This is a genomic window from Clostridium sp. CM041, from assembly GCF_055081035.1.
This window is the reverse complement of sequence record NZ_CM143648.1, coordinates 3,238,759-3,262,897: the sequence shown is the minus strand read 5'-3', so window position 1 is coordinate 3,262,897 and position 24,139 is coordinate 3,238,759. Positions and strand designations below refer to the sequence as shown.

The following is a 24,139-nucleotide window of genomic DNA, read 5'->3' as shown; positions in this document are numbered from 1 at the left end:
AACTATATACTATCATAGCTTAGATAACAAACACCTGCTCTTTTTATTAATGTATCTTTTATTAGTTGTTTTTTTTCAGATACCTAATATCCATTTTTTTTGGTTTCAAAAACACTTTCGTTATATGCGCTTTCTTCAACGGTTTGAATAATTTGATTTTTAGAATGTCCATTTTGTGTTTTTGTATCTTTCTTAATATAATCACGTAAATTTTCCTTCTTAGCTTCTTCACGACTCTTCATATATACTCCTCCTAATTACTTATTATTACTACATACTTCTAAATATGTTGCCTCTGCCACCGCAGTATTACTGCTCGCTAAACTTCTGTAATACTTTTTTAAACTCTTGGCCCTGTCCTATGGACAAGTATTCTGTTTCTCCATTAATTACAACTGACTTGTAAGCATATGCCTCATCCGAATCTTTAGGACCAACTATCACATATTCATTTCCATCCATTTTAATAGCATCAATCAGTTCTAAGTCGACTTTCTCACCATTTTCATTTAGTACAGTAATTATTTCACTAGCTTTCAAACACTACACCTTCTCTCATGTATTATTTTGTGCCTAAGTAAATGTTTTATACCAAATTTTCATAATAACTCAAAAGGAAATCTCCTAGAATAAAAAAAATGCATCCGTATAACTTTCTCCTGTGCGACCTGAAATCACTTCCAGTGAAATAGGAGAAGAGTAGTCTTCGATTTTAGTTTTTCACTTTACATATTCATCATAAATTATAGCTAAAAGTTTCTCTTTACTATTCAATTGCGGATTTTCTAATACTTTATCTAAAAGAAATCTAAGCATATCACCTATTTTTTCTCCTGGTTTAATAGAAAATTCACTCATTAAATCTCCACCGTTTATTGCAAGTTCTTTTATAGATAGTGGAACTTTAGATTCTAAGATAGCCAATGTTTTTTCTTCTACCTTATTAATTTCTTTTAATCTCACTTCTGGAAAACGTGAACCTAGTGCATCCGCTCTTTGCAAGGCGAAGAGATCACATACTAAATCTACACCTACTCTATTAATAAGACGTTTTACAGAAGCATCTGTTGGTCTTGTAAGCACATTCATATGTTCCTTTACTAAAACACTAATTTCACTTATACTTTGATTATCAAATCTAAGACGCCCTAGTATTTGCTCAGATAATATAACACCTTTTTTATCATGTCCATAAAAATGACCTATCCCATCTTTGCCAATAGTGAAACAGTAAGGTTTAGCTATGTCATGTAATAATGCTGCTATTCTCACATTAAGTGAATGTGGGCATTTTTCTACAACCGACAAAGTATGTTCAAATATATCTTTATCATGATGAGGGTTTTGCTGATTAAACCCTACAGCTAATTGAATCTCTGGTAGTATGACCTCTAATAGTTTAGTCTCTTCAAGTAATCTTAAAGCTTTTGTTGTATTATTAGATACCATCATTTTGCATAATTCATCTCTAATCCTTTCATTACTTACATTTAATATAAGTAACGAATTTGCTTTTATAGCCTCTAAAGTTTTTTCTTCTATTTCAAAATCTAACCTGGCTGAAAAACGAATAGCTCTAAGCATTCTTAGCGCATCTTCTTGAAACCTTTTATTAGGCTCGCCTACGGCTCTAATTATTTTATTCTCTAAATCTTCGGTGCCACCAAAATAATCTATAAGCCCATCTTCCTCATTAAAAGCTAAAGCATTTATAGTGAAATCACGTCTTGCTAAGTCTTCTTTTAAATTTAAAACGAATGTAACACCATCCGGTCTTCTATTGTCCAAGTATTCACCATCTATTCTGTAAGTTGTAACTTCGTATCCATCTCCATTTATCATAACAGTAACAGTTCCGTGTTCTATACCTGTAGGCACAGTTTTGTCAAAGAGTTTGATAACCTCTTGTGGTAGGGCATTGGTAGTTACATCATAGTCCTTGGGCATGGATGTCCCGATTTTGGAATCACGTATACTTCCTCCCACTATATAAGATTCATATCCATTATTTTTTAAAGTGTCTAAAATTACTTTTACATCATTTGGTATAAACATAAAGCCTACAAATATAGTATTATCTTTAATCATTCCACTCACCCTTTATTTTCACTGTAATCTTAATTCTAAATATACATTGCTATAGGTATAATTTCAATTACAGATCCGGTAATTTCTATTTGTTTTTTATCATAATCACTAATTAAACTTGTATCTTTTAGAAATCTATTTTTAAATTCTTTAAAATACTCTTCATTCAAATAATCAAAGTATGTGCCACTTAGTAAACTATAGTTATTAATTTCATTTTCCTTTGGAATTCTTACCACCTTACCAAGGACAGTGATTTTAGCACCTTCAATATAATCTAAATTGTCTGCCATATTTTTTATCTCTAAGGGCACTACAACTTTTGTATTGCTCGTCCCTATATTACTACTAATAAATTTTAAACATTTTTCTCTTTTACAATTTTCCATATCATCTTTCAAGACCTTTAAAACTTGCTTCTTAACTCTTTGCTCTTGGCTTTCTGCACCATTTTCCACAGTTTCCGGTGAAAAAGCCAATTGCATTTCCATAACCCTAATCATATCTTCTATATATTCTATAACTGGATTTTTATACAATTCACTAGTAAACTGAACAAAATCAAATTCCTTCATATTCTTTACATCACTATCATTATTTATAACCTTTAACAAACTTTGATCATTTAGTATGCTTTTTATTCTTGACAGTATTGTTATTACAATTGAAACTCTTTCTTCAATTTTCTGCGACGAGAATTCATTAAGAAGTTGAACATTTAAATCTCCTTGCCTTATTTTACCACAAGTAAGTTCATATAATGGTGTATTGGTACTAATAGTTAACTGTTTTCTCGTACTTTCACTTTTGATTTCGGCAAATTCCTGTATTACAATTGTATATAAATTATTTATCATATTTTCATTAAGGTATAATGGTATAAGTGCTCGATTATCCATATTTACATATACCTCCGTTACATTTTCTCAAATAATACTTCTTACCTAGTCTATATCATTTTTTTATTATTTAGAACAACAGTGTATAATATATGTTTGTTCTCTTTGCGACTTAATAAACTATTTATTTTTTAGAAATACTGATTTCATAACTGAAGTTTCACCATATTTGCGTCTAATACTGTCTATCGTTTTGTCTATCGCCCTTTTCTTTTCATCAGAATCATCACCAATATCAAAAATTGATATTTGTTTGAAATTATCCTCACTTAAATTATTAAGAGAAACTCCTAGTAGTCTTATTGGCTCTCCCTTCCATAATTCATCAAAAAGTTTTTTTACTGTTTTTAGTATTTCCTGCGTTGAATCTGTAGCACTTTTTAAAGTCGTGCTACGCGAATAATCAATAAATTCATGGTTTCTTATAGTTATGCAAATACAGTAACAGCATTTTTTTATATTTCTTAATCTAGAAGCTGTATGCTCTACTAATGCTAATAATACTTTATAGGCTTCGTCTTTGCTTTTAACATTTTCTGATAATGTAGTCGAATTGCTTATTCCTTTTAGCTCATGTTTATTTGACTTTACCTCTCTATTATCTATACCATTGGCATATTTCCACATCATAAGTCCACTACTTTTAAAGTGGTATTTCAAAATTTCAACATCATACTGAGCTAAATCTCCTATAGTAAATATGTTTAAATTATTAAGCCTAGGTACGGTTCTCTTTCCAACCATGAAAAGCTCACCAACTGGAAGATTCCACAGTTTCTTTTCTATTTCATTTTCATATAGCGTATGCACTTTATCAGGTTTTTCAAAATCAGATGCCATCTTAGCTAGAAGCTTAACATTTGATATGCCCACATTTACTGTAAATCCAAGTTCTTTTTTTATTCTGTCCTTAATTTCGCAAGCTATCTTGAGTGCTGCTTCTTTTGAAGTATTATAACTTGTCATATCTAGAAAGCACTCATCTATAGAAAACTTCTCCACATAAGGTGTATAGTCTTCAAAAATTTCTCTCATACTTCTACTACAACTTTCATATAACCTAAAGTCAGGTGATATAACTATCATGCTTTTACACTTCTTTCTTGCAGTAAATAAACTCTCTCCTGTTATTATTCCACTTTTTTTAGCTATCATAGATTTTGCGAGTACTACTCCCCTTCTAGACTCCGCGTCTCCGCCTATTACCGATGCTATATCCCTTAAATCAATATCCGAGCCTTTTCTAAGTTTATCCATAGCACTCCAAGAAAGAAATGCTGAATTAACATCTATATGAAACATAAGCTTATCTTTTAATTTAATCATCTAATCTCATCCTTTATATAATGGGCATTTATGAATGTATCTTTAAAATATTTTTCACATAAATATATTATATAGAATTTTAGTACAAAAAAGCAACCTATCCTTTATTCAGAATAGATTGCTTTAGTGAAACGATTGATTTTATTGCTTATACGTTAGTATAAGCCTTATTTACTAATATAAGCCTTATGCCTTAATATTAGCTTTTATATATTCCTTTATTTCATCTGAATCTCCAAATGATAATACTGGCTCTGATAGCTTTATGCATTCTTCATAGTTAGAATCTGTAACAGTTTTACGCGCTCTTAATATTGAAGAGGCACTCATACTGAATTCATCTAATCCAAATCCAAGTAGTACAGGAATAAGATTTGTATCCCCTGCCATTTCACCACACATGTTTACCTTTATTCCTGCCTTGTGACCATTATCTATTACGATTTTAATAAGTCTTAAAACAGCTGGATGATAAAAATCATATAAATATGATATTTTCTCATTCATTCTATCAACTGCCAATGTATATTGAATTAAATCATTAGTACCTATACTAAAGAAGTCTACTTCTTTAGCTAATACATCTGACATTATTGCAGCTGATGGTATTTCTATCATAATACCCACTTCAATATTCTCATCAAATACTACGCCTTCTGACTTAAGCTCATTTTTACACTGCGCGAGTACTTTTTTAGCCATTCTAAGTTCCTGAAGATTGCATACCATAGGAAACATGATTTTAAGCTTGCCATATGCAGACGCCCTTACTAAAGCTCTTAATTGAGTTGTAAATACATCTGTTCTATCAAGACAAAGTCTTATAGCTCTATATCCTAAAAACGGATTCATTTCCTCATCCATAGGTAAATAATTCAATTTCTTGTCTCCACCAATATCTAAGGTTCTTATAATAACAGGTTTTCCATCCATCTTTTCAAGAACTGACTTGTATTCTTCAAATTGTTCTTCCTCAGTTGGAAGTGCATCTTTTGACATATATAAAAATTCTGTTCTAAATAATCCTATAGCTTCTGCACCATTTTTCAAAACAGATTCTAAATCTTCCGATGATCCTATATTTGCAGCTAATTCAACTGTTTTGCCATCTATTGTAGTAGATTTCATAGTGGCATATTTAAGTAGCTGATGTTTAGATTCAATGAATTCTTTTCGGAGTTCTTTATAATCGTTTAAAGTCGCTTCATCAGGATTAATTATAACTATACCTTCTTCTCCATCTACAATAATTAAATCGCCATCTTTAATTTCACTTATGCCATTGCCTGCACCTACGACTGCTGGTAACTCTAAAGAACGTGCAATAATTGAGGTATGTGCAGTTTTCCCACCTATTTCAGTTACAAATGCCAAAACTTTAGCTTTATCAATTTGTGCTGTATCTGACGGAGTGAGATCCTTTGCTATTAGTATGCACTCTTCTTTAATTTCTGAAATAGAAGCTACTTTTATACCCATTAGCACATTTAACACTCTTTTGCTTACATCTCTAATGTCTGCTGCTCTCTCAGTCATATATTCATTATCCATATTTTCAAAAATAGCTGCTGTTTGCGCTGCTACAGTTTGTAATGAGTATTCAGCATTGAATTTATCGTTTGCTATTTTCTTTTGAATAGATCCTATGAATTCTGGATCCTCAAGCATACATAAATGTGCTTCGAATATTTCTGACTTCTCACTACCTAGCTTTTCTTTAACATTTTTAACTATTTTTTCAAGTTCAGTAATTGCTTCTTGCAAGGCATCATTAAACCTAGCTAGCTCAACCTCTGAATCTATTACCTTACTTTCCTTTATCTCTAAGACTTCTTCTCTAATAACTAATGCTTTGCCTATAGCTATTCCAAGTGATGCACCTATTGCCTTTAACATAGCTTATTCCTCCTATTTTCCAAGTCCTTCTTCTATAAGTTTTACCATAGCTACTGCAGCGGCTTCTTCATCATCACCAGTAGTTTTTATTGTTATTTCATCATCTTTAACAGCTGCCATACACATTATAGCTACTATACTTTTTGCATTATACTCATTGCCCTCTTTTACTATAAGAACTTCTGATTTAAACTTAGAAGCCTCTTTAACTACTGATAATGCCGGTCTTGCATGTATTCCACTTTCACTTTTAACTATTGCTTTTTTTTCCATCATAATATACGCTCCCTATTTTTTTATTTTTATTGTTATAACTTCATCATTTTTATCTACAGTCCCTAACTTAAATTCTACAGATTCCATTATTTCATTATCTGTAAGAACCAGTACACTTAAATTAGTTTTAGCTTTAGCTTTTATTAATTCATTATTAAAAGTTAATAATTTATCTCCAGCCTTAACTTGTTGTCCTTTTTGCGCAAAAGCTTCAAAGCCCTCACCCTTCATCTCTACAGTATCAATACCTATGTGAAGTAATATCTCTATACCTTCTTTGCTCTTTAAAATAAAGGCATGTTTTGTAGGGAATACTTGAAGAATCTCACCATCAACTGGTGAATATAATACTCCTTCTGTAGATTCAAATCCTATCCCATTACCTAACATTTTAGATGAAAAAACTTCATCAGGTATTTCTGATATGTCAAAACATCTTCCCACAACTGGAGATTTTAAAATCATACTCTTTGCTTCTTTGCTCTTTTTTAAAAAACTAAACATTTTTATCATCCTCGCCTTTCTCTAAGGTAGATAGGAATTATTAATTATTATCTACCTAAAGTTTCTTTATTATGAGATTTCACTTTAAATCTTAAATAATTATATAAACATTAGTTTATGCAGTCTTTCGAATTTCAAATACATTTTAAAATCCACTAAAGTAGCTTTATCTACTTTAGTATCTTTATACATTCTTTTTAAAACGTTCTAAAAAAAGACATAAACTAATAAGATGCTCATTAGCATTTTATATGGCTCATGCCTGATCTAATCAGTAACACACCTAATATTATAAACTTTGTTTTTTAATTTGATTGCTTTAATCTATGTATATGCATACAAATATATGAAGCTTCATCTTCACAAACTCCTTTTGAAAGTTTTTCTGATATAAATTCACATACTTTCTTAGAAATTTCAAAGTCTTCACTCATCTGAGCTTTAACAGATCCTAGCATTACATTTTTTAGAACCTTATCATTATCTATTCTATCTAAAGCATACCTTAAATGAGATACTAATCTCCCATATTCCATTGATTTCTCACTAGTTTTTATTCCAAGTAATCCTTGAATATATTCCATTACTTCTTTAACGATTCTGGTATACTTAAGGCTTTGAGACACTTCCTCGTTAACTCTTGCGGAATATATATGAAGAGTAATAAAACCGATTTCACTTTCTGGTAAAGCCACATTTAATTTTTCTTTGATAAATTTTGTTCCTTTTTCTGCTATGCTATATTCATTAGGATATAATGTTTGTATTTCATTTAGAAATGGATTAACAATATTAATTCCAAGTTCCACTCTTTTAATTGCAAAACTAATATGGTCACTTAGACCAACATGTATATGTGAATTTAATTTTTCTTGTAACCTATCTTCCGCAAAAGAAATTATTTCTTCTGCTACTGCCAATATTTTACCTTCTACATTTTGAACGATTTCCACATAGTTAGCTTTTTCACTATCATCTATTTTAATAAATTTCTGGTCTATGGCACTCCCTTTAGCTATAAGCTCACCAGGTTTTTTACCAAATCCTATACCTTTACCAAAAAGAACATATACATTATCGTCTTTCTCTGAAACAACAACATTACTACTAAGAGATTTTAATACCTTATAATCAATATTCATGTTAACATTACCTCTTCTATAGTTTAAAATACATTTTGGAATTATTCAAGGGTTTTTTTAAATATATTCTCGAGAATTTAAATATAGCCACTTAAATTGTCGGATTTCACTTAATTTAAGGATTAATCATTATTATTTTGCTCTTAATTCTTAAATTAATGTAAACTTATTATGCAATGTCATTAAATAAGTACAAGCACCCTTTTTAGGATGCTTGTTCAAATTCTTAAGCCATAAACATTTTTATATCTTCTTCTACGCTAGAAATTCCAGCTATTCCAAAGTTCTCTACTAATACATTGACAACATTTGGGGATAAAAATGCTGGTAATGTTGGTCCTAAGTGAATATTTTTAACGCCTAGGTGAAGTAATGCTAATAACACTATTACAGCTTTTTGCTCATACCATGCAATATTATATGTTATTGGTAATTCATTGATATCATCGAGTCCAAATACTTCTTGTAGCTTCATTGCAATAACAACTAATGAATATGAATCATTACATTGTCCTGCATCTAGGACTCTAGGAATTCCACCAATATCTCCAAGTTCTAATTTATTGTATCTGTATTTTGCACAACCTGCAGTTAAAATAACTGTATCTGTTGGTAATTCTTTTGCAAAATCAGTATAGTATTCGCGGCCTTTCATTCTTCCATCACAACCAGCCATTACAAAGAATCTTTTAATTGCTCCTGTTTTAACAGCCTCTACAACTTTATCAGCTAATGCTATTACTTGATTGTGAGCAAATCCTCCAACTATTTCTCCTCTTTCAATTTCAATTGGTGCACTACATTTTTTTGCATGCTCAATTATAGCTGAAAAATCTTTTGCAGTTCCATCTTTCCTATCAGCTATATGGTTCACGGAAGGAAATCCAGATGCTCCAGTAGTATAAACTCGCTCTTTATAAGAATCCTTTGGAGGAGTAATACAGTTTGTTGTCATTAGTATTGGTCCATTAAAGCTTTCAAACTCTGAATTTTGTTTCCACCACGCATTTCCGTAGTTACCTACAAGTTGATCATATTTTTTAAAAGCTGGATAGTAGTTTGCTGGTAACATTTCACTATGAGTATATACATCTACTCCTGTACCTACTGTTTGTTTTAATAATTCTTCCATATCCTTTAAATCATGTCCACTAATTAATATTCCTGGGTTATTTCGAGTTCCTATATTAACCTTTGTAATTTCTGGATTTCCGTAAGTAGTTGTATTAGCTCCATCAAGTAGTGCCATAGCATCTACTCCATATTTACCACACTCAAGTACCAATGCAACTAATTCATCAACAGATAAGTTATCATTAGTAGTTTGTGCAAGTCCTTTTTGCATAAATGCATGTAGGTCATTGCTTCCATACCCTAAGTTAAATGCATGGTCAGCATAAGCTGCCATTCCTTTGATACCATAAGTTACAAGTTCTCTTAAAGATCTTACATCTTCATTTTCTGTTTTAAGAACTCCTACATTCATAGATTTACTCTCAAATTCTTCAGAAGTACCTGTCCATATTGCACATTCAGGTAGTTTATCATCTATTACTCCACCGGCATTTACGAGTTCTGCCTTAATTACTTCACGTAATTCTAATGCTTTTGTTATTGTTTCAATAAATTTAACTTTATCAAAATTTGCATTTGTTATAGTCATGAATAATCCATTTACTACAAATTTATTTACTTCTTGATTTTCTACCCCTAGTTCCCTTGCTCTTGTGCTATAAATTGATATTCCTTTTAAAACATATATTAATAAATCCTGCATATTAGCTAAATCCTCTGTTTTACCACAAACTCCTCGTGATGTGCATCCTGTGCCCTTTGAAGTTTCTTGACATTGATAACAAAACATACTCATTGTAAATTCCTCCTGTTTTTTCGGATAGATAATAGTTTTATAATGTCGCATTCAAATAAATAGCCACATATTAACTTGGTATTTATTTGAATGCACTAATTATCTTCCATATAAAAATTTAGTATTTTAATAATTAACATCAACATAAGTAATCTATCCTTTATTGTTGAACTACCTTTATTATAGTTGCGCACAGATTGAAAGTCGGTAACAAATGTTACAGCATTAATATTTTCTCACTGTTCTTTATTATTATTTACCAAATATGATATTCTCCACTGCTTACTATTAGTATGCACTTATTGCTGATACCATTAATATCAGTATTTATCTATTATTATGGTATAATTAGTATTTAAAAAACTATTTAGGAGTGAATAAAATGAAAAATAGAAATGTAAATAACCTGGTAAAAGCAAGTCTTTTTCTTGCTCTAGCTATAGTTTTTCAAGTAGTAGGAAAGACTTTACCTGGAATAAGTCAATTTTTTGTTGGACCAGCTGTTAATGCTATCCTTATACTTACAGCTGCAATTTGTGGAGGTGTTTACGGGGTATTAGTAGGTTCTTTAACTCCACTACTCGCCTGGTTAACTGGACAACTTGCCAGCGTTTTAGGACCCTTCCTCCCCTTTATAATTATTGGTAACATAATATTTGTTCTTAGTTTTGTAATTTTAAATAAACGTGGAAAATATGGTGAACATTTAGGAGTTATAATTGGGGCTTTTATGAAATATATATTTCTATCAATTTCCGCATCAAAACTTATCCCCTTATTCAATCTAAATATACCTCCAAAAATAGTTAATAAACTAGTTATTACTATGGGGTCACCTCAGCTTATAACTGCACTCATCGGAGGAGCTTTTGCATTAATACTAATTGAAATTTTAACAAAAAGAAGAATCTTATAGAGATTTCTTTAACATTTTGCAATATTTGTTGAAATAATGTACAATATTTTTTAAAAAATAACATAAATTATCGAAACTTAACACTAACTTAACATTGTTGTGATAAAATTTCATCGGAATATTCTATTTAGAGGAGTGTTATTAAAATATGGATTATAAAATGATTTTTCAACTTTTAGGTGGTTTAGGACTATTTGTATACGGAATGAAGCTAATGGGCGATGGTCTCCAGAAGGCTGCTGGAGAAAAGCTAAAAAAAATGCTAGAGGTTCTAACTAGCAATAGGTTTTTTGCTGTACTCGTTGGTGCAGGAGTCACTGCAATTATTCAAAGCAGTAGTGCTACTACAGTAATGACTATTGGCTTTGTAAATGCAGGGCTTATGAATTTATTCCAAGCTGCTGGGGTTATTATGGGAGCAAATGTTGGTACTACAATGACTGCTCAACTTATAGCCTTTAAACTTACAGATGTCGCACCCTTTATTCTTGCAATAGGTGCTGCTTTAGTTCTATTTTGCAAGAATAAGAAAACTAAAGACATTGGCGAGATTGTTTTGGGTTTCGGTATATTATTTGTTGGTATGTCAATGATGGAAACTGCTATGAGTCCTTTAAGTGAACTAGATAGCTTCAAGAATCTTATTTTAGTTTTAGGAAAGCACCCATTCATGGGAGTTATTGTTGGTCTTTGTATGACAGCAACAATTCAAAGTAGTAGTGCTACTATTGGAATATTAATGGCACTTGCTTCAAATAGCAGTATAACGCTTGCTATTGCACTTCCTATACTTTTTGGGGATAATATTGGAACCTGTGCTACCGCACTACTTGCAAGTATAGGCACTACTAAAAATGCTAAAAGAGCTGCACTGTTACATTTGATTTTTAACTTTACAGGCACAGTAATATTTATGCTAGCTTTCAAGTTAGTATTAAAAATTGTTCCTATGTTTGGTGGAGATGTCCAAAGACAAATTGCAAATGCTCATACATTATTTAATGTATCAAATGTATTTATACAAGTTTGGTTTATAAATGCTTTAGTTAAAATTGTTAATAAATTAGTACCTGGTGAGGATGAAAAATCAACTGCTCTAGTACTCGAATACTTAGATCGAAGACTACTCGAAACTCCTTCTATCGCAGTTGGACAACTTATTAAAGAAGTTACTAGAATGGGTCAATTAGCCTCGGCAAATCTTTCTAATGCTATGCAAGCTTTCCTTAATTGTGATGAAAAAATGATGAACTCAGTTATTGATCATGAGGTTACAATTAACTATCTTGAGAGAGAAATAACTAGTTATATGGTGTCGCTTTCAAACACATCTCTATCCGAACATCAATCTGAAATTATTACTTCTCTTTACAATGTTGTAAATGATATAGAGAGAATTGGAGATCATGCTGACAACTTAGGTGAGCTTGCTAAAAGCAGAATGGTTAATAAACTCATTTTTTCAGAAAAATCACTATCTGATGTTACATATATGTTTGAAACTGTAAAATACTGTGTTGATAACGCAATATCCGCTTTAGAAAATTCCGACTTAGAATCTGCTCGCAAAGCAATGAACGTAGAAAAAAAGATAGATACCATGGAAAGACAGCTTAAAAAGGAGCATATATCTAGGTTAAGTCGCCTTGAATGCACTCCTGCTGGAAGCTCTGTGTATCTAGAGCTATTAACCAATCTTGAAAGAGTTGGAGACCATTCAAATAATATTGCACAAATGGTTGTAAGCTCTAATTAATCAAATTAAAACAAAAAAGATTAGGACCTAGTATAATACTAAGTCCTAATCTTTTTTATTTTAATTTGTACTTGTCAGTATGGTTTTTTACATTTCCTATATCTATTGACAAAAGTCTACATATTGTATAATATACAACCATATAATGTTTTTATATTTAGAGGAGGAAACATTTATGATATTTTCAAATTGGTATAAAAAACAAAAAAAAGAAAAAGAAAGAAAATTAAGAATTAAAACTGCGAAAAAAATACTTATTGGTACCGCAGCTGGAAGTCTTAGTGGATTATTAGGTGGCTTACTTTTTTCGCCAAAATCAGGAAAGGAAACTAGAGGAGATATTGCTCGTTCATCAAAGGAGCTTAAGGGGAACATTGATAATAAAGTTTCTGATGCTAAAGATAGTGTAACAGATGCTAAAGTTAAAATTAAACAAAAAAGTGCTGCCCTTAAAGAATCTCTTAACAGTAAAGTCTCAGATGCCAAAGATAGTGTAACAGATGCTAAAGTTAAAGTTTCACAATATTTAAACGAAAAAAAGACTTCAAAAGTAATTTCTGAAACAAAAGATGATATGACTATAACTGACAATGAAGATCTAGATACCGTTGTAGGACAACCTGTTATAGTTGAAACTGAAACAAAAAAATAATCAAAATCTTATAGAATAGTGGTGCTATTAATGTATATAAACTTTTTTAAATTGGGACAAGGCTTATTGCTTTTTCTTGGTATAGTCATTTTAATTATACTTATAATAGGGTTATTAAAACTTATTAAAACTATATCAAGTGTAAATTCAATTATCGAAAAAAATGAAGATAATATTGATGAAATATTGTCTGTTTTACCAAAAACATTTAAAAACTTATATGAGGTAACAGACAACATAAAAGATGTTACTGAAGTAGTAGTTCAAACAACTGCCTCTGCCATTGGTACAACAGAATATTTTGAAAAATATTTAGTATATATAGTAGATATTTTAACTATTATAAAAAAAATATTTTCAAATAAAAAATAAAAAAGTATATATTACTATTAATGCGTTCACTTCGCTAAGAACTAATAATTTTATTTTTAGTTAATCTGCTAAAAAACATAAACTCACTGTCGCTCAAACATATGTTTTTCTTAACGCATCTTAATTAAAAATAAAACAAGAAGTTCAAAGCTCGCTTCAATGCATTATACGTAATATATACTTTTTTTTGCGCATTCAAACAAATGAAGCAGATAACATAAACCTAAGTTTATGTTATCTGCTTCATTTGTTTAAATGTGCCTTAAGCCGTTCTTTAATTTTTTTCTCATATCCATTGTCAAGGGCTTCATAATATACTTTGCCAATTAGCTCATCAGGCAAATATTGCTGCGCTACATAATTCCCCTCATAATCATGCGGGTACAAATATCCTACTCCATGTCCTAGTTTCTTTGCACCACTATAACTTCGCTCCCTTAAATGTACAGGTATTTCCCCTATGTTTTGTTCTTCTACATCTTTAAGTGCATTATTTATAGCTATATAAGATGCATTACTTTTAGGAGCTGATGCTATATAAATTGCAGCCTGTGCTAAAATAATTCTTGCTTCTGGCATGCCTATAAACTGAACCGATTGTGCTGCATTATTTGCTACGAGTAGCGCAATAGGATCAGCATTTCCCACATCCTCGGATGCAGCTATTACAATTCTCCTGGCAATAAACTTGGGATCCTCCCCAGCGTATATCATCCTAGCAAGGTAATGTACTGTAGCATCAGGGTCCGATCCTCGCATACTTTTAATAAACGCAGAAATTACATCATAATGCTCGTCTCTATTCTTATCATATTTTATATGCTTTTTTTGGAGACATTCCTGAGTAACTGCAAGTGTTATTTTTATTTTACCATCTTCATCTCTATCCGTAGTGAGTACTGATAATTCCAAAGCATTAAGTGCACGTCTTGCATCGCCATTTGCCATATCTGCAAGATAACTTATGGCTTCACTCTCCATACAAATATTGGTGTTCCCAAATCCTACTTCTTTATCAACAAGCGCACGTGCAATAATTTTTTCAATATGTTTTTTCCTTAATGGTTCTAATTTAAATAGCATAGATCTAGATATTAATGCATTATTAACTTCAAAATACGGATTTTCCGTAGTTGCTCCAATTAAAACTATTGTGCCTTTTTCTACAAAAGGTAGCAATGCATCCTGTTGAGCTTTATTAAATCTATGAATTTCATCTATAAATAATATAGTTTTAGTATTATACATGCCTAAATTATTGTTAGCGTCAGCTACCACTTCTCTTAATTCTTTTAGCCCATCTGTTACAGCATTAAGTCTAACAAAATTAGATTTCGTTGTATTTGCAATAACTTTAGCCAAGCTAGTTTTACCTGTACCTGGTGGACCATAAAGTAGTAACGAAGTTATCTTATCTGCTTTTATAGCTCGGTTCAAAAGCTTTCCCTTGCTTAAAATATGCTCTTGTCCTACATAGTCTTCTAATTTTTCAGGTTTTAATCTCTCAGCGAGCGGTGCTTCTTTTTGTAAGTTCTTTTGTGCTTGTAATTCAAATAGATCCATATAATCACCTTTAAATCTTTCGTTTAGTTTATTCTGCTCTATTATAATTAATTAGCTCAAAGATTTTTGTTTTAGTTTTTCTGTCATATCATGTAATTTAACTATTCCGGCTTCTCTTAATTTTTTATTTTCATCTTCAATGTTCTTTGTTTCCTCTATCCCTTGCATAATAGTATTCCAAGTTTTCTCTAGAGTTTCTATTTTCACACTTGTTCCTCCAGCGAGTTTCGCTATGTCAACACTTTGACTTCTTATATTTTCGGCATTTTTCATTAATAATTCATTAGTAGTTCTGTCAAGTTCTGCTAAAGAATCTGATACTAGCTTTTGCTTTTTTAAAGCAATAGCTTGAATTATTCCATTTTTGAATACAGGTATAGTTATTATAAAAGCAGAATGAACTTTAGATATCAACTTATAATTTCCTCTTTGAATCATTTTAATTTGAGGGGCAGTTTGTAATGATACCATCTTAGCCATTTCCAAATCATAAATTCTCTGTTTTAACATTTCAACAGTGGCTTTAGCATTCTCGTAATTTATCATATTTATTTGTTCACCACTCGCAGCTAACGCCTCAAGTCTAGGAATATCTCCATTTTCATTTTTTTCAACAACCATATTTCCTGCTGCAATGTATTTTTCTAATTCTCCATAATACTCAAAATTCTGATTATATAAGTTTTCAAGTGATAAGTTAGAACTATTTATTTCCGCCTTATAACCACTAAGCGCCGTGTAAATTTTGTCTATTTCTCCTCCGATGGTTTTATACTTACCCATCATTTTGTCAATTGCCTTACCTGGTTTACTAAATAGCTTTGCAAGGAAACCAGTTTTATTTTCCTCAAAATCTTGCTTATCGAATTTCTTCATTATGCTTGTAAGTTCCTTTATCATAACACCCGAGTCTTCAACACTACTGCTTTTAATAGAATTTAATATTTGATCGGCAAATTTCGATATTTGCTGAGCCGGTTCATTTCCAAATTCTAATATTGCATTTGCATCTTTAATATTTATATTGGCTGCAATTTGTATCACTTGTGGTGAGACTTTAAGCTGCCGACTTATGCTTATTGCTTTTTGCTCTATAGCCTTATCTTCAATGTTTTCATCTTCAATTTTAAGTATTTGATTATTCTTTTCCATGTTTTTCTCTCCTCCTAATATCTCGTGCGCCTATGTTTTTCTAACTTATTTTTAAGATTTTTGTGCTATAGCATAAAAATCAACTTTCAACTATCAAAATATTAACTGCGGAACAAATTTTCAAAAAAACCTTTTTTCTTCTCAACATGTTTTTTAAAGTGCAACTTAAAACTTACATTTTCTAATCTATGAATGTCATATTGCTCAGGAAATATAAAATTTTCTATATCGTTATACCCTGAAGGGTTATATATAATTATATCTATTCCCATAGAATTCATAAAAGCAAGCATTATACAATCTTCGAAAGATAAGTTCCCATTTTCTTCATTATTATAAACTACAATTTTAGGAACTTCTTCTGGGTAATCATATGCTTGCAGTAATTCAAGTAATGTTGTATCTAAATTTATTAACACTGAGAAAATATCCACTTGCAAATCTCTTAAATCTTCCTGTTCAACGTTTATTATTACAGGATTAAGGCATAAGTCTTTAATTTTCTCTGCCATAGTTTTTTGAAGTCCAGACCTAAGCTCCTTGTATTTCCACCAAGATGAATTAAGCATTTCAGAAACATTAAACTCTGAAAAAACATTACTCGGGTATATTTTATTGAATTTTCCATATTCCAAATGTACTACATCCATTATAGGTAGTTCATTGTAAAACTTAGTAAATTTCCCAGTTGATACCTCATTAATTTCCTTCCAGTAAATATCAATATTTTCATGAGTACCACAAATTTTTGAGAACATATTGGGCACGACTACAGTTGAGTCTTTAACCTTAAAGCCTTCCCTTATGCATGCCTTTTCCTTAATCCAAATATATATTTCCTCATATGTAGTATTAAGGGTTACTGCCTCTACATTATAATCTGAAAACTGCCACGGTCTATAAAACCCAGAATCATCCGTATACAATGTCTTATTGAGCTCTTCTTTAGCATTGTATGCAGTGGTCTTAATTCTATCCTCAATATTAGTAGGGAACGGTTTTATTTCATAGTTACAATTATAAACAATTTCATTTGAAAAAGCATTATATTTATCAATTTCATGAAAAGCTCCAGCGTTTTTCGGATTAAAGTATAAAATATCGCAACCCAAGGTTGATAATAATATTAAATAAAAAACTTCTTCTCTTGAAATTTCTCCATAAAAGACTACCTTAGGATTAATTTCCATATAATTAAACTTTTCGAATAACTCTTTAGAATAAATATTTATCCAGTGAATCACATAATTGATAATAACTTTAATTTTATGATTATCAATTATTCCATTGCTCTTAATATAATATTCTATTAGTCCCTTTAAATTATTTTTAATTTGTCTGAGCAAAACTTTATTAGATAAATTCGGAAAAAGTCCATTATCACTTATTAAATTTATAATTAAAGATACATCTAGAACTTCTCTTTTGAATACTTTTATCCAAATGTCATTTAATACATTTTGAAGTCTTATGCTAATGTCTTTATCTAACCCCTCACCAAACCGTATGTAACATGACCCTATTTTCTTTAATTCACTGTCTAAACTATGTAAATTTTCATAGTAATCTTTTTCATTGTTTTTTATACCTATAAACCTATAAAAATAATTGGGAATAGTAACAACATTAGAATTATGTTCAAATTTGCTTCTTTTATAAATCTCTGTTTTTAAACTATTTACGATATCCTCATTAATGTCTAGATTAACACTTTGGATCTCCAAATTATTCAAACTATTATTCTCCATATTCACCTTACCTTTTCAATTATATTTTCTCGTAAATATAATTTATTATCCATATTAAGTATACCATAATAATCTTATATTTTTCATTCAATATTCCTTAAAATCACATTTTATACCAATGGAGTTGTTGGAATAATCTCACTTTTTCACAAAAGTTTTTTTTCATAAAAGGTATTCTTTTATACATACAAAAGGTATAATATATATGGTATAGTGGATTTTAGTTGTAACTGCATCAAGCTTTTACACTTTTTTATTTTTGACAATCTTCGCTATAATTTTATAGTAGTATAACAGTTAATTATTGTTATATACACTATAAACCACTAAAGAGGGTAACAATTGATAATTGTTATGCCTCTCAGAGAACTACAAGGAGGTTTATTATGGGACTTTTGACTTTTAAAAAAGGTATTCACCCGAGTGGTAGTAAAGACTTAAGTATGCACAAAGCAATTCAAGATTTGCTTCCAAAGGGCAACTTAGTATTTCCTATGCAACAACATATAGGTGCACCTTGCGAACCTTTAGTAAAAAAAGGTGATAAGGTATTGGTGGGACAAAAAATAGGTGAATCCAAAGCTTTTGTATCTGCGCCAATATATTCAAGCGTATCTGGAACTGTAAAAGACGTAGCGCCGTGGCTACATAGCAATGGAACAATGGTATTGTCTGTCATTATCGAAAACGATAACACTTATGAAGAAGTGCCAACTATGACACCTCACAATGATTATGAAAAGCTATCAAAAAATGAAATCGTAACTATCATTAAAGAAGCTGGTATAGTAGGTATGGGTGGGGCATGTTTTCCTACACATATTAAGCTTACTCCTCCAGAGGGAAAAATTATCGACAGCATTATAATAAATGCTGCAGAGTGTGAACCATATTTAACTTGCGATTACAGAATGATGATGGAAAAATCCACTGAAATAGCTCTCGGCTTAAAAATTATTCTTCAAATGTTCCCTGGTGTAAAGGGATATGTTGGAATAGAAGATAATAAGCCTGATGCAATTGAAGCTATGGAAAAAGCTTGCAAAAGCATGGATAATGTACAAGTTACTCCACTTATTACAAAATATCCTCAAGGTGCAGAAAAACAATTAATTTATGCAATTACTGGTAGAGAATTACCTTCTGGTAAGCTCCCTGCAGACGTTGGATGCATAGTTCAAAATGTTGATTCTGTGTTTGAGATATATAACGCTGTAGTAAACGGTAGACCACTTATGGAGCGAGTACTAACCGTAACCGGAGAAGCAGTTAAAGAACCACTTAATTTAAGAGTAAAATTTGGAACTTCTATAGAAGAAGTTATCGAGGCTGCTGGTGGATTTAAAGAAGACCCCGTTAAAGTAATATCCGGTGGACCTATGATGGGAATGGCTTTAAGTTCATTAAAAACTCCCGTTATTAAAGGAACCTCGGGGATACTTTGTTTAACAAAACAGCAAGCTAAATTAGAACAAGAATCTAGCTGCATAAGATGTGGAAAATGCATGAACGCTTGTCCTATGTTTTTAAACCCTACAAAACTTAACTCTTTAGTTTTAAGAGGTAAGTACGATGAATTTGAAGAATACCATGGTATGGATTGCATTGAGTGTGCTTGTTGCTCTTATGTATGCCCAGCAAAACGTCATTTAACTCAAACTTGCCGTGAAGGTAAACAAACAGTAAATATCAATAGACGAAAAAAATAGATAGAGGTGACTTATATGTATACAGTATCTTCATCCCCACACATAAAATCAAATGATTCTGTGCAGGGCATAATGAGAGACGTAATAATAGCATTACTACCTGCTACCTTTGCCGGCATATATTTTTTTGGAATGCAAGCATTTTTAGTTACATTGGTATCTGTGCTATCATGTATTGCGGCAGAGGCTTTATGGCAGAAACTAACTCATAGAAAAATTACAATAGGAGATCTTAGTGCTGTGGTAACTGGTTTATTACTTGCATTTAATTTGCCCGCTGCTGTTCCGCTTTGGCTTCCTGCAATTGGAGGATTTTTCGCAATAATTATTGTAAAACAATTTTTTGGTGGAATTGGACAAAATGTAATGAACCCCGCTTTAGCCGCTAGAGCATTTTTACTTGCTTCTTGGCCAGTTCACATGACTAATTTTACCGTTGATGGTACTTCCGCTGCTACGGCACTTGGAATACTTAAAACTGGTGGTGACAATTTACCTAGTCTAATGAACGTTTTTATTGGTAATGTCGGTGGTTGCATTGGTGAAACTTCTGTACTTGCATTACTAATCGGTGGAGCCTATCTACTATATAGGAAAATAATAAGCTGGCATACTCCAGTAGTATTTATTGGTACTGTATTTGTTTTAACTGCTATATTAGGTAGAGATGGTTTAATGACTGGAAATGCATTATATGAAATTTGTGCTGGAGGCTTAATGATTGGTGCTTTCTTTATGGCAACTGATTATTCAACTTCGCCAATGACTAAAAAAGGACAACTTATCTTTGGACTTGGATGTGGAGTTTTAACCACAATTATACGTTTATATGGTGGTTATGCTGAAGGAGTATCCTACTCTATATTAATAATGAGCTTATTTGTTCCATTTATTGATAAGTTTACTGCTCCACGTATTTTTGGGGAGGTGAAATAATTGAAAGAAAATATTAAATTAGGTTTGATTTTACTTTTAATTACTGGAGTTGCGGGCTTCTTACTAGGCGGTGCCTATGAAATAACAAAAGCACCTATTGCTAATTCGATTGCTGCTGATAAGCAAGCTGCTATGAAAGCAATATTACCCACAGCTGATAAATTTGAAAAGACAGACGTGAAAATCAATGAAAAGATTTCTGAGGTTAACTCTGGCATAAAGGGTAATGAAATAGCTGGTTATGCTATAAAAGTTGCTCCAAAAGGATACGCTGGCCCAGTAGAAATCATGGTTGGAATATCAAACGAGGGAAAAGTTACTGGGATTAAAATTTTAGCCCACACTGAAACTCCTGGTCTTGGTGCTAATGCTCCAGAACCTAAGTTTTCAGATCAATTTAAGAATAAACCTATAAACGAAAAATTAGAAGTTGTAAAAGTAGCTCCTTCAAAGGACAACCAAATACAAGCTATTACAGGTGCAACTATTACATCAAAAGCTGTAACTCTTGGTGTTAGCGATGCTATTGATTTTTACAACTCTTCATTGAAAGGAGCTGAAAAATAATGAGCGTATTTTCTGAAAGATTAAAAAATGGTATTGTAACCGAAAATCCAATATTTGTGCAAGTTCTCGCTATGTGCCCTACCCTAGCTGTTACCACAAGTGTAAAAAACGGCATAGGTATGGGACTAGCATCTACAGCAGTGTTGATTTTTTCTAATCTTTTTATATCATTATTAAGAAATGCAATACCTGATAAGGTTCGTATACCAGCTTACATTACAATAATAGCTGCTTTTGTAACATTAATTCAGTTTTTATTGCAAGGTTTTGTTCCATCTCTATATAAGTCACTCGGAATTTTTATTCCACTTATAGTTGTTAACTGTGTAATTCTTGGAAGAGCTGAATCATATGCTTCAAAACACAAAGCACTTCCTTCAATTTTTGATGCTATCGGAATGGGACTTGGGTTTACAGTAGCTTTAGCAATTCTGGGTGCAATAAGGGAATTACTAGGCGCTGGTTCAATATACGGATTTAAATTATTGGGAGCCTCTTTTCAACCTGCTATAATTATGGTTCTAGCACCTGGAGCTTTTATTACTCTAGGAATTTTAATGGCTCTATTAAACCAAAAAGCAATTAATCAAACAAATAAAGTTAATGATAAAATTGCACATTTTCATGAAATTGATCCAGTGACTGGCGCGTGTACTGGATGTGGGTCTTGTGCTCATAGTTGCAAAAAATAATTTTTTTTAAGAAAGGTGGATGGAAATGAGACTTTTTTCAATTTTTATAAGTGCATTTTTGGTAAATAACTTCTTATTAGTTAAATTCCTTGGAGTATGTTCTTTTCTTGGAGTTTCTAAAAAAACCGAAACTGCAAAAGGTATGGGACTAGCAGTAGTATTTGTTATGTTCTTAGCCTCATTCATGACTTATGGAGTCTATAACTGGATTTTAGTTCCTTTGAACATAACTTATTTATCAACACTATCATTCGTGCTAGTTATTGCAGCACTCGTGCAATTTGTTGAGATGGTTATCAAAAAAACTCAGCCAAGTCTCTATAAAGCGCTCGGAATATTTCTTCCATTAATAACAACTAATTGTGCTGTGCTTGGTATGGCTGTTATCAACATAGGTGAAAAATACAACCTAGTAGAATCCATGGTTAATGCCCTTGGAGCATCAGCTGGCTATATGCTTGCCATTGTACTTCTTTCAGGGTTAAGAGAAAGAATGGAAGAGAATGATAATATGCCACTAGCCTTTAGAGGTCTACCTATTTCATTAATTACAGCCGGACTCATGGCCATCGCATTTTTAGGCTTTAGTGGTTTAAAATTGGGGGGTATTTAAATGGATATAAATAATTTAATTTACCCAGTAATAAGCATTGGTGGTATAGGCCTTGTATTTGGTATAGTACTTGGTTATGCTAATAAGAAATTCTACGTAGCTGTTGATCCTAAAATACCACTAGTTAGAGAAGCATTGCCTAGTGCAAATTGTGGTGCATGTGGATTCGCTGGTTGTGATGCTTATGCTGCAGCTGTAGTTGAGGGCGGTGCACTCCTAAATGCATGCAGCGTAGGTGGAGCTTCTGTCGCTGAAAAAATCGGGGAAATAATGGGCGTATCCGTTGAAACCGCTAATCCACAAGTTGCCTTTGTTAAATGTAAAGGAACTTGCACGGTTGCTAAAGAAAAATATGAGTATGATGGAATCAAAGATTGCCGCCAAGCAGTTATTGCTCCTGGTGGTGGTCCTAAAGCTTGCGCTGATGGTTGTTTGGGTTTTGCAAGTTGTGTAAGAGCTTGTGAGTTCAATGCCCTTCACGTCATTGATGGTGTAGCTGTAGTATATAAGGATAATTGTGTAGCTTGTGGCGCATGCATTGCAGTATGCCCTAAGAATTTAATAGAATTAGTTCCAGCTACTCAAGAAGTACTTATTGAATGTAACTCAAAATCAAAGGGTAAAACAGTAAAAGATAATTGCGGTGTTGGATGCATTGCTTGCGGAATGTGTGCGAGAGTTTGCCCATCTAAAGCGATTGTTATGGTTAATAACTTACCTGTAATAGACTTTGAAAAATGTACACAGTGTGGACTATGTGCAACTAAGTGTCCTACAAAGGTTATTTCAAAACCATTAAAAGCTCGTGAAAACTTAAGTAATTAATGAAAAAGATAAGCAGAAGGTTTTAAACCTTCTGCTTATCTTTTTTATTTACTGAAAAACATTTCAATTCCTTTTTACAAACTTGGAAACCTTTGACTTGATAAATGGACTACGATTTCTATTTTAGTGGTAATATTTCTTCTAATCTACTTTTTAAAATACTAGATAGAATTCCAATAAAATACCCTGTAACAATCGCTGAAATTAATAATACCGGTAAATACACATATATTCTTAAATCATTAATTATAAAAGCGGCCACAAGTAGCTGACCTACATTGTGAAAAACAGATCCACAAACACTTATTGAAGGTATACTTAAGTGATTCTTAAGATACTTGTAAAGCAATACCATTACTATATTACTTAGCACTCCGCCTGCAATGCTAAACATAAAGGCTGACATGCTTCCACCAAAAATAGAACCTAATAAGGTTCTTAAAATCATTATTAAAAATGCTTCTTTCCACCCTAGTAATATTAATGCAACTAACGATATAGAATTAGCAAGCCCTAATTTTATTCCTGGAAATAGCACTGGAATCTGAGCCTCAATTAAATAAATAACTAATGCTATTGCAACTAACATACTGAGTAAAACCATTCTTTTAGTCTTTCCCATATTTTCACCTACATT

At 31.8% G+C, this 24,139-nt stretch carries 24 protein-coding genes; 10 read left to right on the top strand and 14 right to left on the bottom strand.

Annotation, left to right across the window (positions count from 1 at the left end; all coding sequences use genetic code 11):
• Window positions 1-83 precede the first annotated feature (83 nt).
• The 10 genes from ACWJJT_RS15395 to hcp form a co-directional block, all read right to left on the bottom strand.
• On the bottom strand, window positions 84-242 hold the full coding sequence (locus ACWJJT_RS15395) for a hypothetical protein (protein WP_165411718.1): 159 nt from the start codon (window positions 240-242) through the stop codon (window positions 84-86).
• Between the two features lie 67 nt (window positions 243-309).
• Entirely contained in the window at window positions 310-540 is a 231-nt protein-coding gene (locus ACWJJT_RS15390) for a DUF1292 domain-containing protein (RefSeq protein WP_462955320.1), read from the bottom strand.
• A gap of 180 nt (window positions 541-720) precedes the next feature.
• Window positions 721-2,088 (bottom strand): CCA tRNA nucleotidyltransferase, encoded by a 1,368-nt coding sequence (locus ACWJJT_RS15385; protein WP_462955319.1) that lies wholly within the window; start codon window positions 2,086-2,088, stop codon window positions 721-723.
• Window positions 2,089-2,123: 35 nt separating this feature from the next.
• Entirely contained in the window at window positions 2,124-2,987 is an 864-nt protein-coding gene (locus ACWJJT_RS15380) for a DUF6414 family protein (protein WP_462955318.1), read from the bottom strand.
• Window positions 2,988-3,107: 120 nt separating this feature from the next.
• Window positions 3,108-4,313, bottom strand: coding sequence for a DNA polymerase Y family protein (locus ACWJJT_RS15375; RefSeq protein WP_462955317.1), 1,206 nt, complete (start codon window positions 4,311-4,313; stop codon window positions 3,108-3,110).
• A 186-nt stretch (window positions 4,314-4,499) separates the two neighbouring features.
• A complete protein-coding gene (gene ptsP / locus ACWJJT_RS15370) occupies window positions 4,500-6,209 on the bottom strand; it encodes a phosphoenolpyruvate--protein phosphotransferase (protein WP_462955316.1) in 1,710 nt (569 codons plus the stop codon).
• A gap of 12 nt (window positions 6,210-6,221) precedes the next feature.
• Window positions 6,222-6,485, bottom strand: a complete 264-nt coding sequence (locus tag ACWJJT_RS15365; protein ID WP_216302004.1) for an HPr family phosphocarrier protein — start codon at window positions 6,483-6,485, stop codon at window positions 6,222-6,224.
• 12 nt (window positions 6,486-6,497) lie between these two features.
• On the bottom strand, window positions 6,498-6,989 hold the full coding sequence (locus ACWJJT_RS15360) for a PTS sugar transporter subunit IIA (protein WP_462955315.1): 492 nt from the start codon (window positions 6,987-6,989) through the stop codon (window positions 6,498-6,500).
• Window positions 6,990-7,294: 305 nt separating this feature from the next.
• Complete coding sequence (locus tag ACWJJT_RS15355) at window positions 7,295-8,131, bottom strand: PRD domain-containing protein (RefSeq protein ID WP_462955314.1); 837 nt, start codon at window positions 8,129-8,131, stop codon at window positions 7,295-7,297.
• Between the two features lie 226 nt (window positions 8,132-8,357).
• Entirely contained in the window at window positions 8,358-10,001 is a 1,644-nt protein-coding gene (gene hcp, locus ACWJJT_RS15350) for a hydroxylamine reductase (RefSeq protein WP_462955313.1), read from the bottom strand.
• Between the two features lie 382 nt (window positions 10,002-10,383).
• On the opposite strand from hcp, the gene ACWJJT_RS15345 reads away from it, so the two are divergent.
• The 4 genes from ACWJJT_RS15345 to ACWJJT_RS15330 all read left to right on the top strand — a co-directional run bounded on the left by ACWJJT_RS15345 (window position 10,384) and on the right by ACWJJT_RS15330 (window position 13,697).
• Window positions 10,384-10,917, top strand: coding sequence for an ECF transporter S component (locus ACWJJT_RS15345; protein ID WP_462955312.1), 534 nt, complete (start codon window positions 10,384-10,386; stop codon window positions 10,915-10,917).
• Window positions 10,918-11,065: 148 nt separating this feature from the next.
• Entirely contained in the window at window positions 11,066-12,673 is a 1,608-nt protein-coding gene (locus tag ACWJJT_RS15340; RefSeq protein WP_462955311.1) for a Na/Pi cotransporter family protein, read from the top strand.
• 175 nt (window positions 12,674-12,848) lie between these two features.
• A complete protein-coding gene (locus tag ACWJJT_RS15335) occupies window positions 12,849-13,325 on the top strand; it encodes a YtxH domain-containing protein (protein ID WP_462955310.1) in 477 nt (158 codons plus the stop codon).
• A 30-nt stretch (window positions 13,326-13,355) separates the two neighbouring features.
• A complete protein-coding gene (locus ACWJJT_RS15330; protein WP_165411705.1) occupies window positions 13,356-13,697 on the top strand; it encodes a hypothetical protein in 342 nt (113 codons plus the stop codon).
• Window positions 13,698-13,940: 243 nt separating this feature from the next.
• Here the strand turns inward: ACWJJT_RS15330 and ACWJJT_RS15325 are convergent, their stop codons facing one another.
• From ACWJJT_RS15325 to ACWJJT_RS15315, 3 genes are all read right to left on the bottom strand, one after another.
• A complete protein-coding gene (locus tag ACWJJT_RS15325) occupies window positions 13,941-15,260 on the bottom strand; it encodes a replication-associated recombination protein A (RefSeq protein WP_462955309.1) in 1,320 nt (439 codons plus the stop codon).
• A gap of 51 nt (window positions 15,261-15,311) precedes the next feature.
• Window positions 15,312-16,412 (bottom strand): toxic anion resistance protein, encoded by a 1,101-nt coding sequence (locus tag ACWJJT_RS15320; protein WP_462955308.1) that lies wholly within the window; start codon window positions 16,410-16,412, stop codon window positions 15,312-15,314.
• A gap of 101 nt (window positions 16,413-16,513) precedes the next feature.
• Window positions 16,514-18,145 carry a YceG family protein gene (locus tag ACWJJT_RS15315; RefSeq protein WP_462955307.1) on the bottom strand — a complete coding sequence of 544 codons (1,632 nt, stop codon included), beginning with the start codon at window positions 18,143-18,145 and terminating at the stop codon, window positions 16,514-16,516.
• Between the two features lie 401 nt (window positions 18,146-18,546).
• Here ACWJJT_RS15315 and rsxC point away from each other — a divergent pair, with 401 nt between their 5' ends.
• The 6 genes from rsxC to ACWJJT_RS15285 are packed head-to-tail and all read left to right on the top strand — an operon-like array spanning window position 18,547 to window position 23,502.
• Complete coding sequence (rsxC, locus tag ACWJJT_RS15310) at window positions 18,547-19,869, top strand: electron transport complex subunit RsxC (protein WP_462955306.1); 1,323 nt, start codon at window positions 18,547-18,549, stop codon at window positions 19,867-19,869.
• 15 nt (window positions 19,870-19,884) lie between these two features.
• Window positions 19,885-20,805 (top strand): RnfABCDGE type electron transport complex subunit D, encoded by a 921-nt coding sequence (locus ACWJJT_RS15305; RefSeq protein WP_216301993.1) that lies wholly within the window; start codon window positions 19,885-19,887, stop codon window positions 20,803-20,805.
• On the top strand, window positions 20,806-21,372 hold the full coding sequence (locus tag ACWJJT_RS15300) for an RnfABCDGE type electron transport complex subunit G (RefSeq protein WP_462955305.1): 567 nt from the start codon (window positions 20,806-20,808) through the stop codon (window positions 21,370-21,372). It abuts the gene before it with no gap.
• The gene (locus ACWJJT_RS15295; RefSeq protein WP_216301992.1) at window positions 21,372-22,064 is read left to right on the top strand and encodes an RnfABCDGE type electron transport complex subunit E; all 693 of its coding nucleotides are present in this window, start codon (window positions 21,372-21,374) and stop codon (window positions 22,062-22,064) included. The genes ACWJJT_RS15300 and ACWJJT_RS15295 overlap by 1 nt, the downstream gene beginning before the upstream one ends.
• A gap of 25 nt (window positions 22,065-22,089) precedes the next feature.
• The gene (gene rsxA / locus ACWJJT_RS15290) at window positions 22,090-22,677 is read left to right on the top strand and encodes an electron transport complex subunit RsxA (protein ID WP_216301991.1); all 588 of its coding nucleotides are present in this window, start codon (window positions 22,090-22,092) and stop codon (window positions 22,675-22,677) included.
• Window positions 22,678-22,683: 6 nt separating this feature from the next.
• Window positions 22,684-23,502, top strand: a complete 819-nt coding sequence (locus ACWJJT_RS15285) for an RnfABCDGE type electron transport complex subunit B (RefSeq protein ID WP_462956795.1) — start codon at window positions 22,684-22,686, stop codon at window positions 23,500-23,502.
• Window positions 23,503-23,620: 118 nt separating this feature from the next.
• On the opposite strand, the gene ACWJJT_RS15280 is transcribed toward ACWJJT_RS15285, so the two are convergent.
• The gene (locus ACWJJT_RS15280; RefSeq protein ID WP_216302045.1) at window positions 23,621-24,124 is read right to left on the bottom strand and encodes a Gx transporter family protein; all 504 of its coding nucleotides are present in this window, start codon (window positions 24,122-24,124) and stop codon (window positions 23,621-23,623) included.
• Window positions 24,125-24,139: the final 15 nt, after the last annotated feature.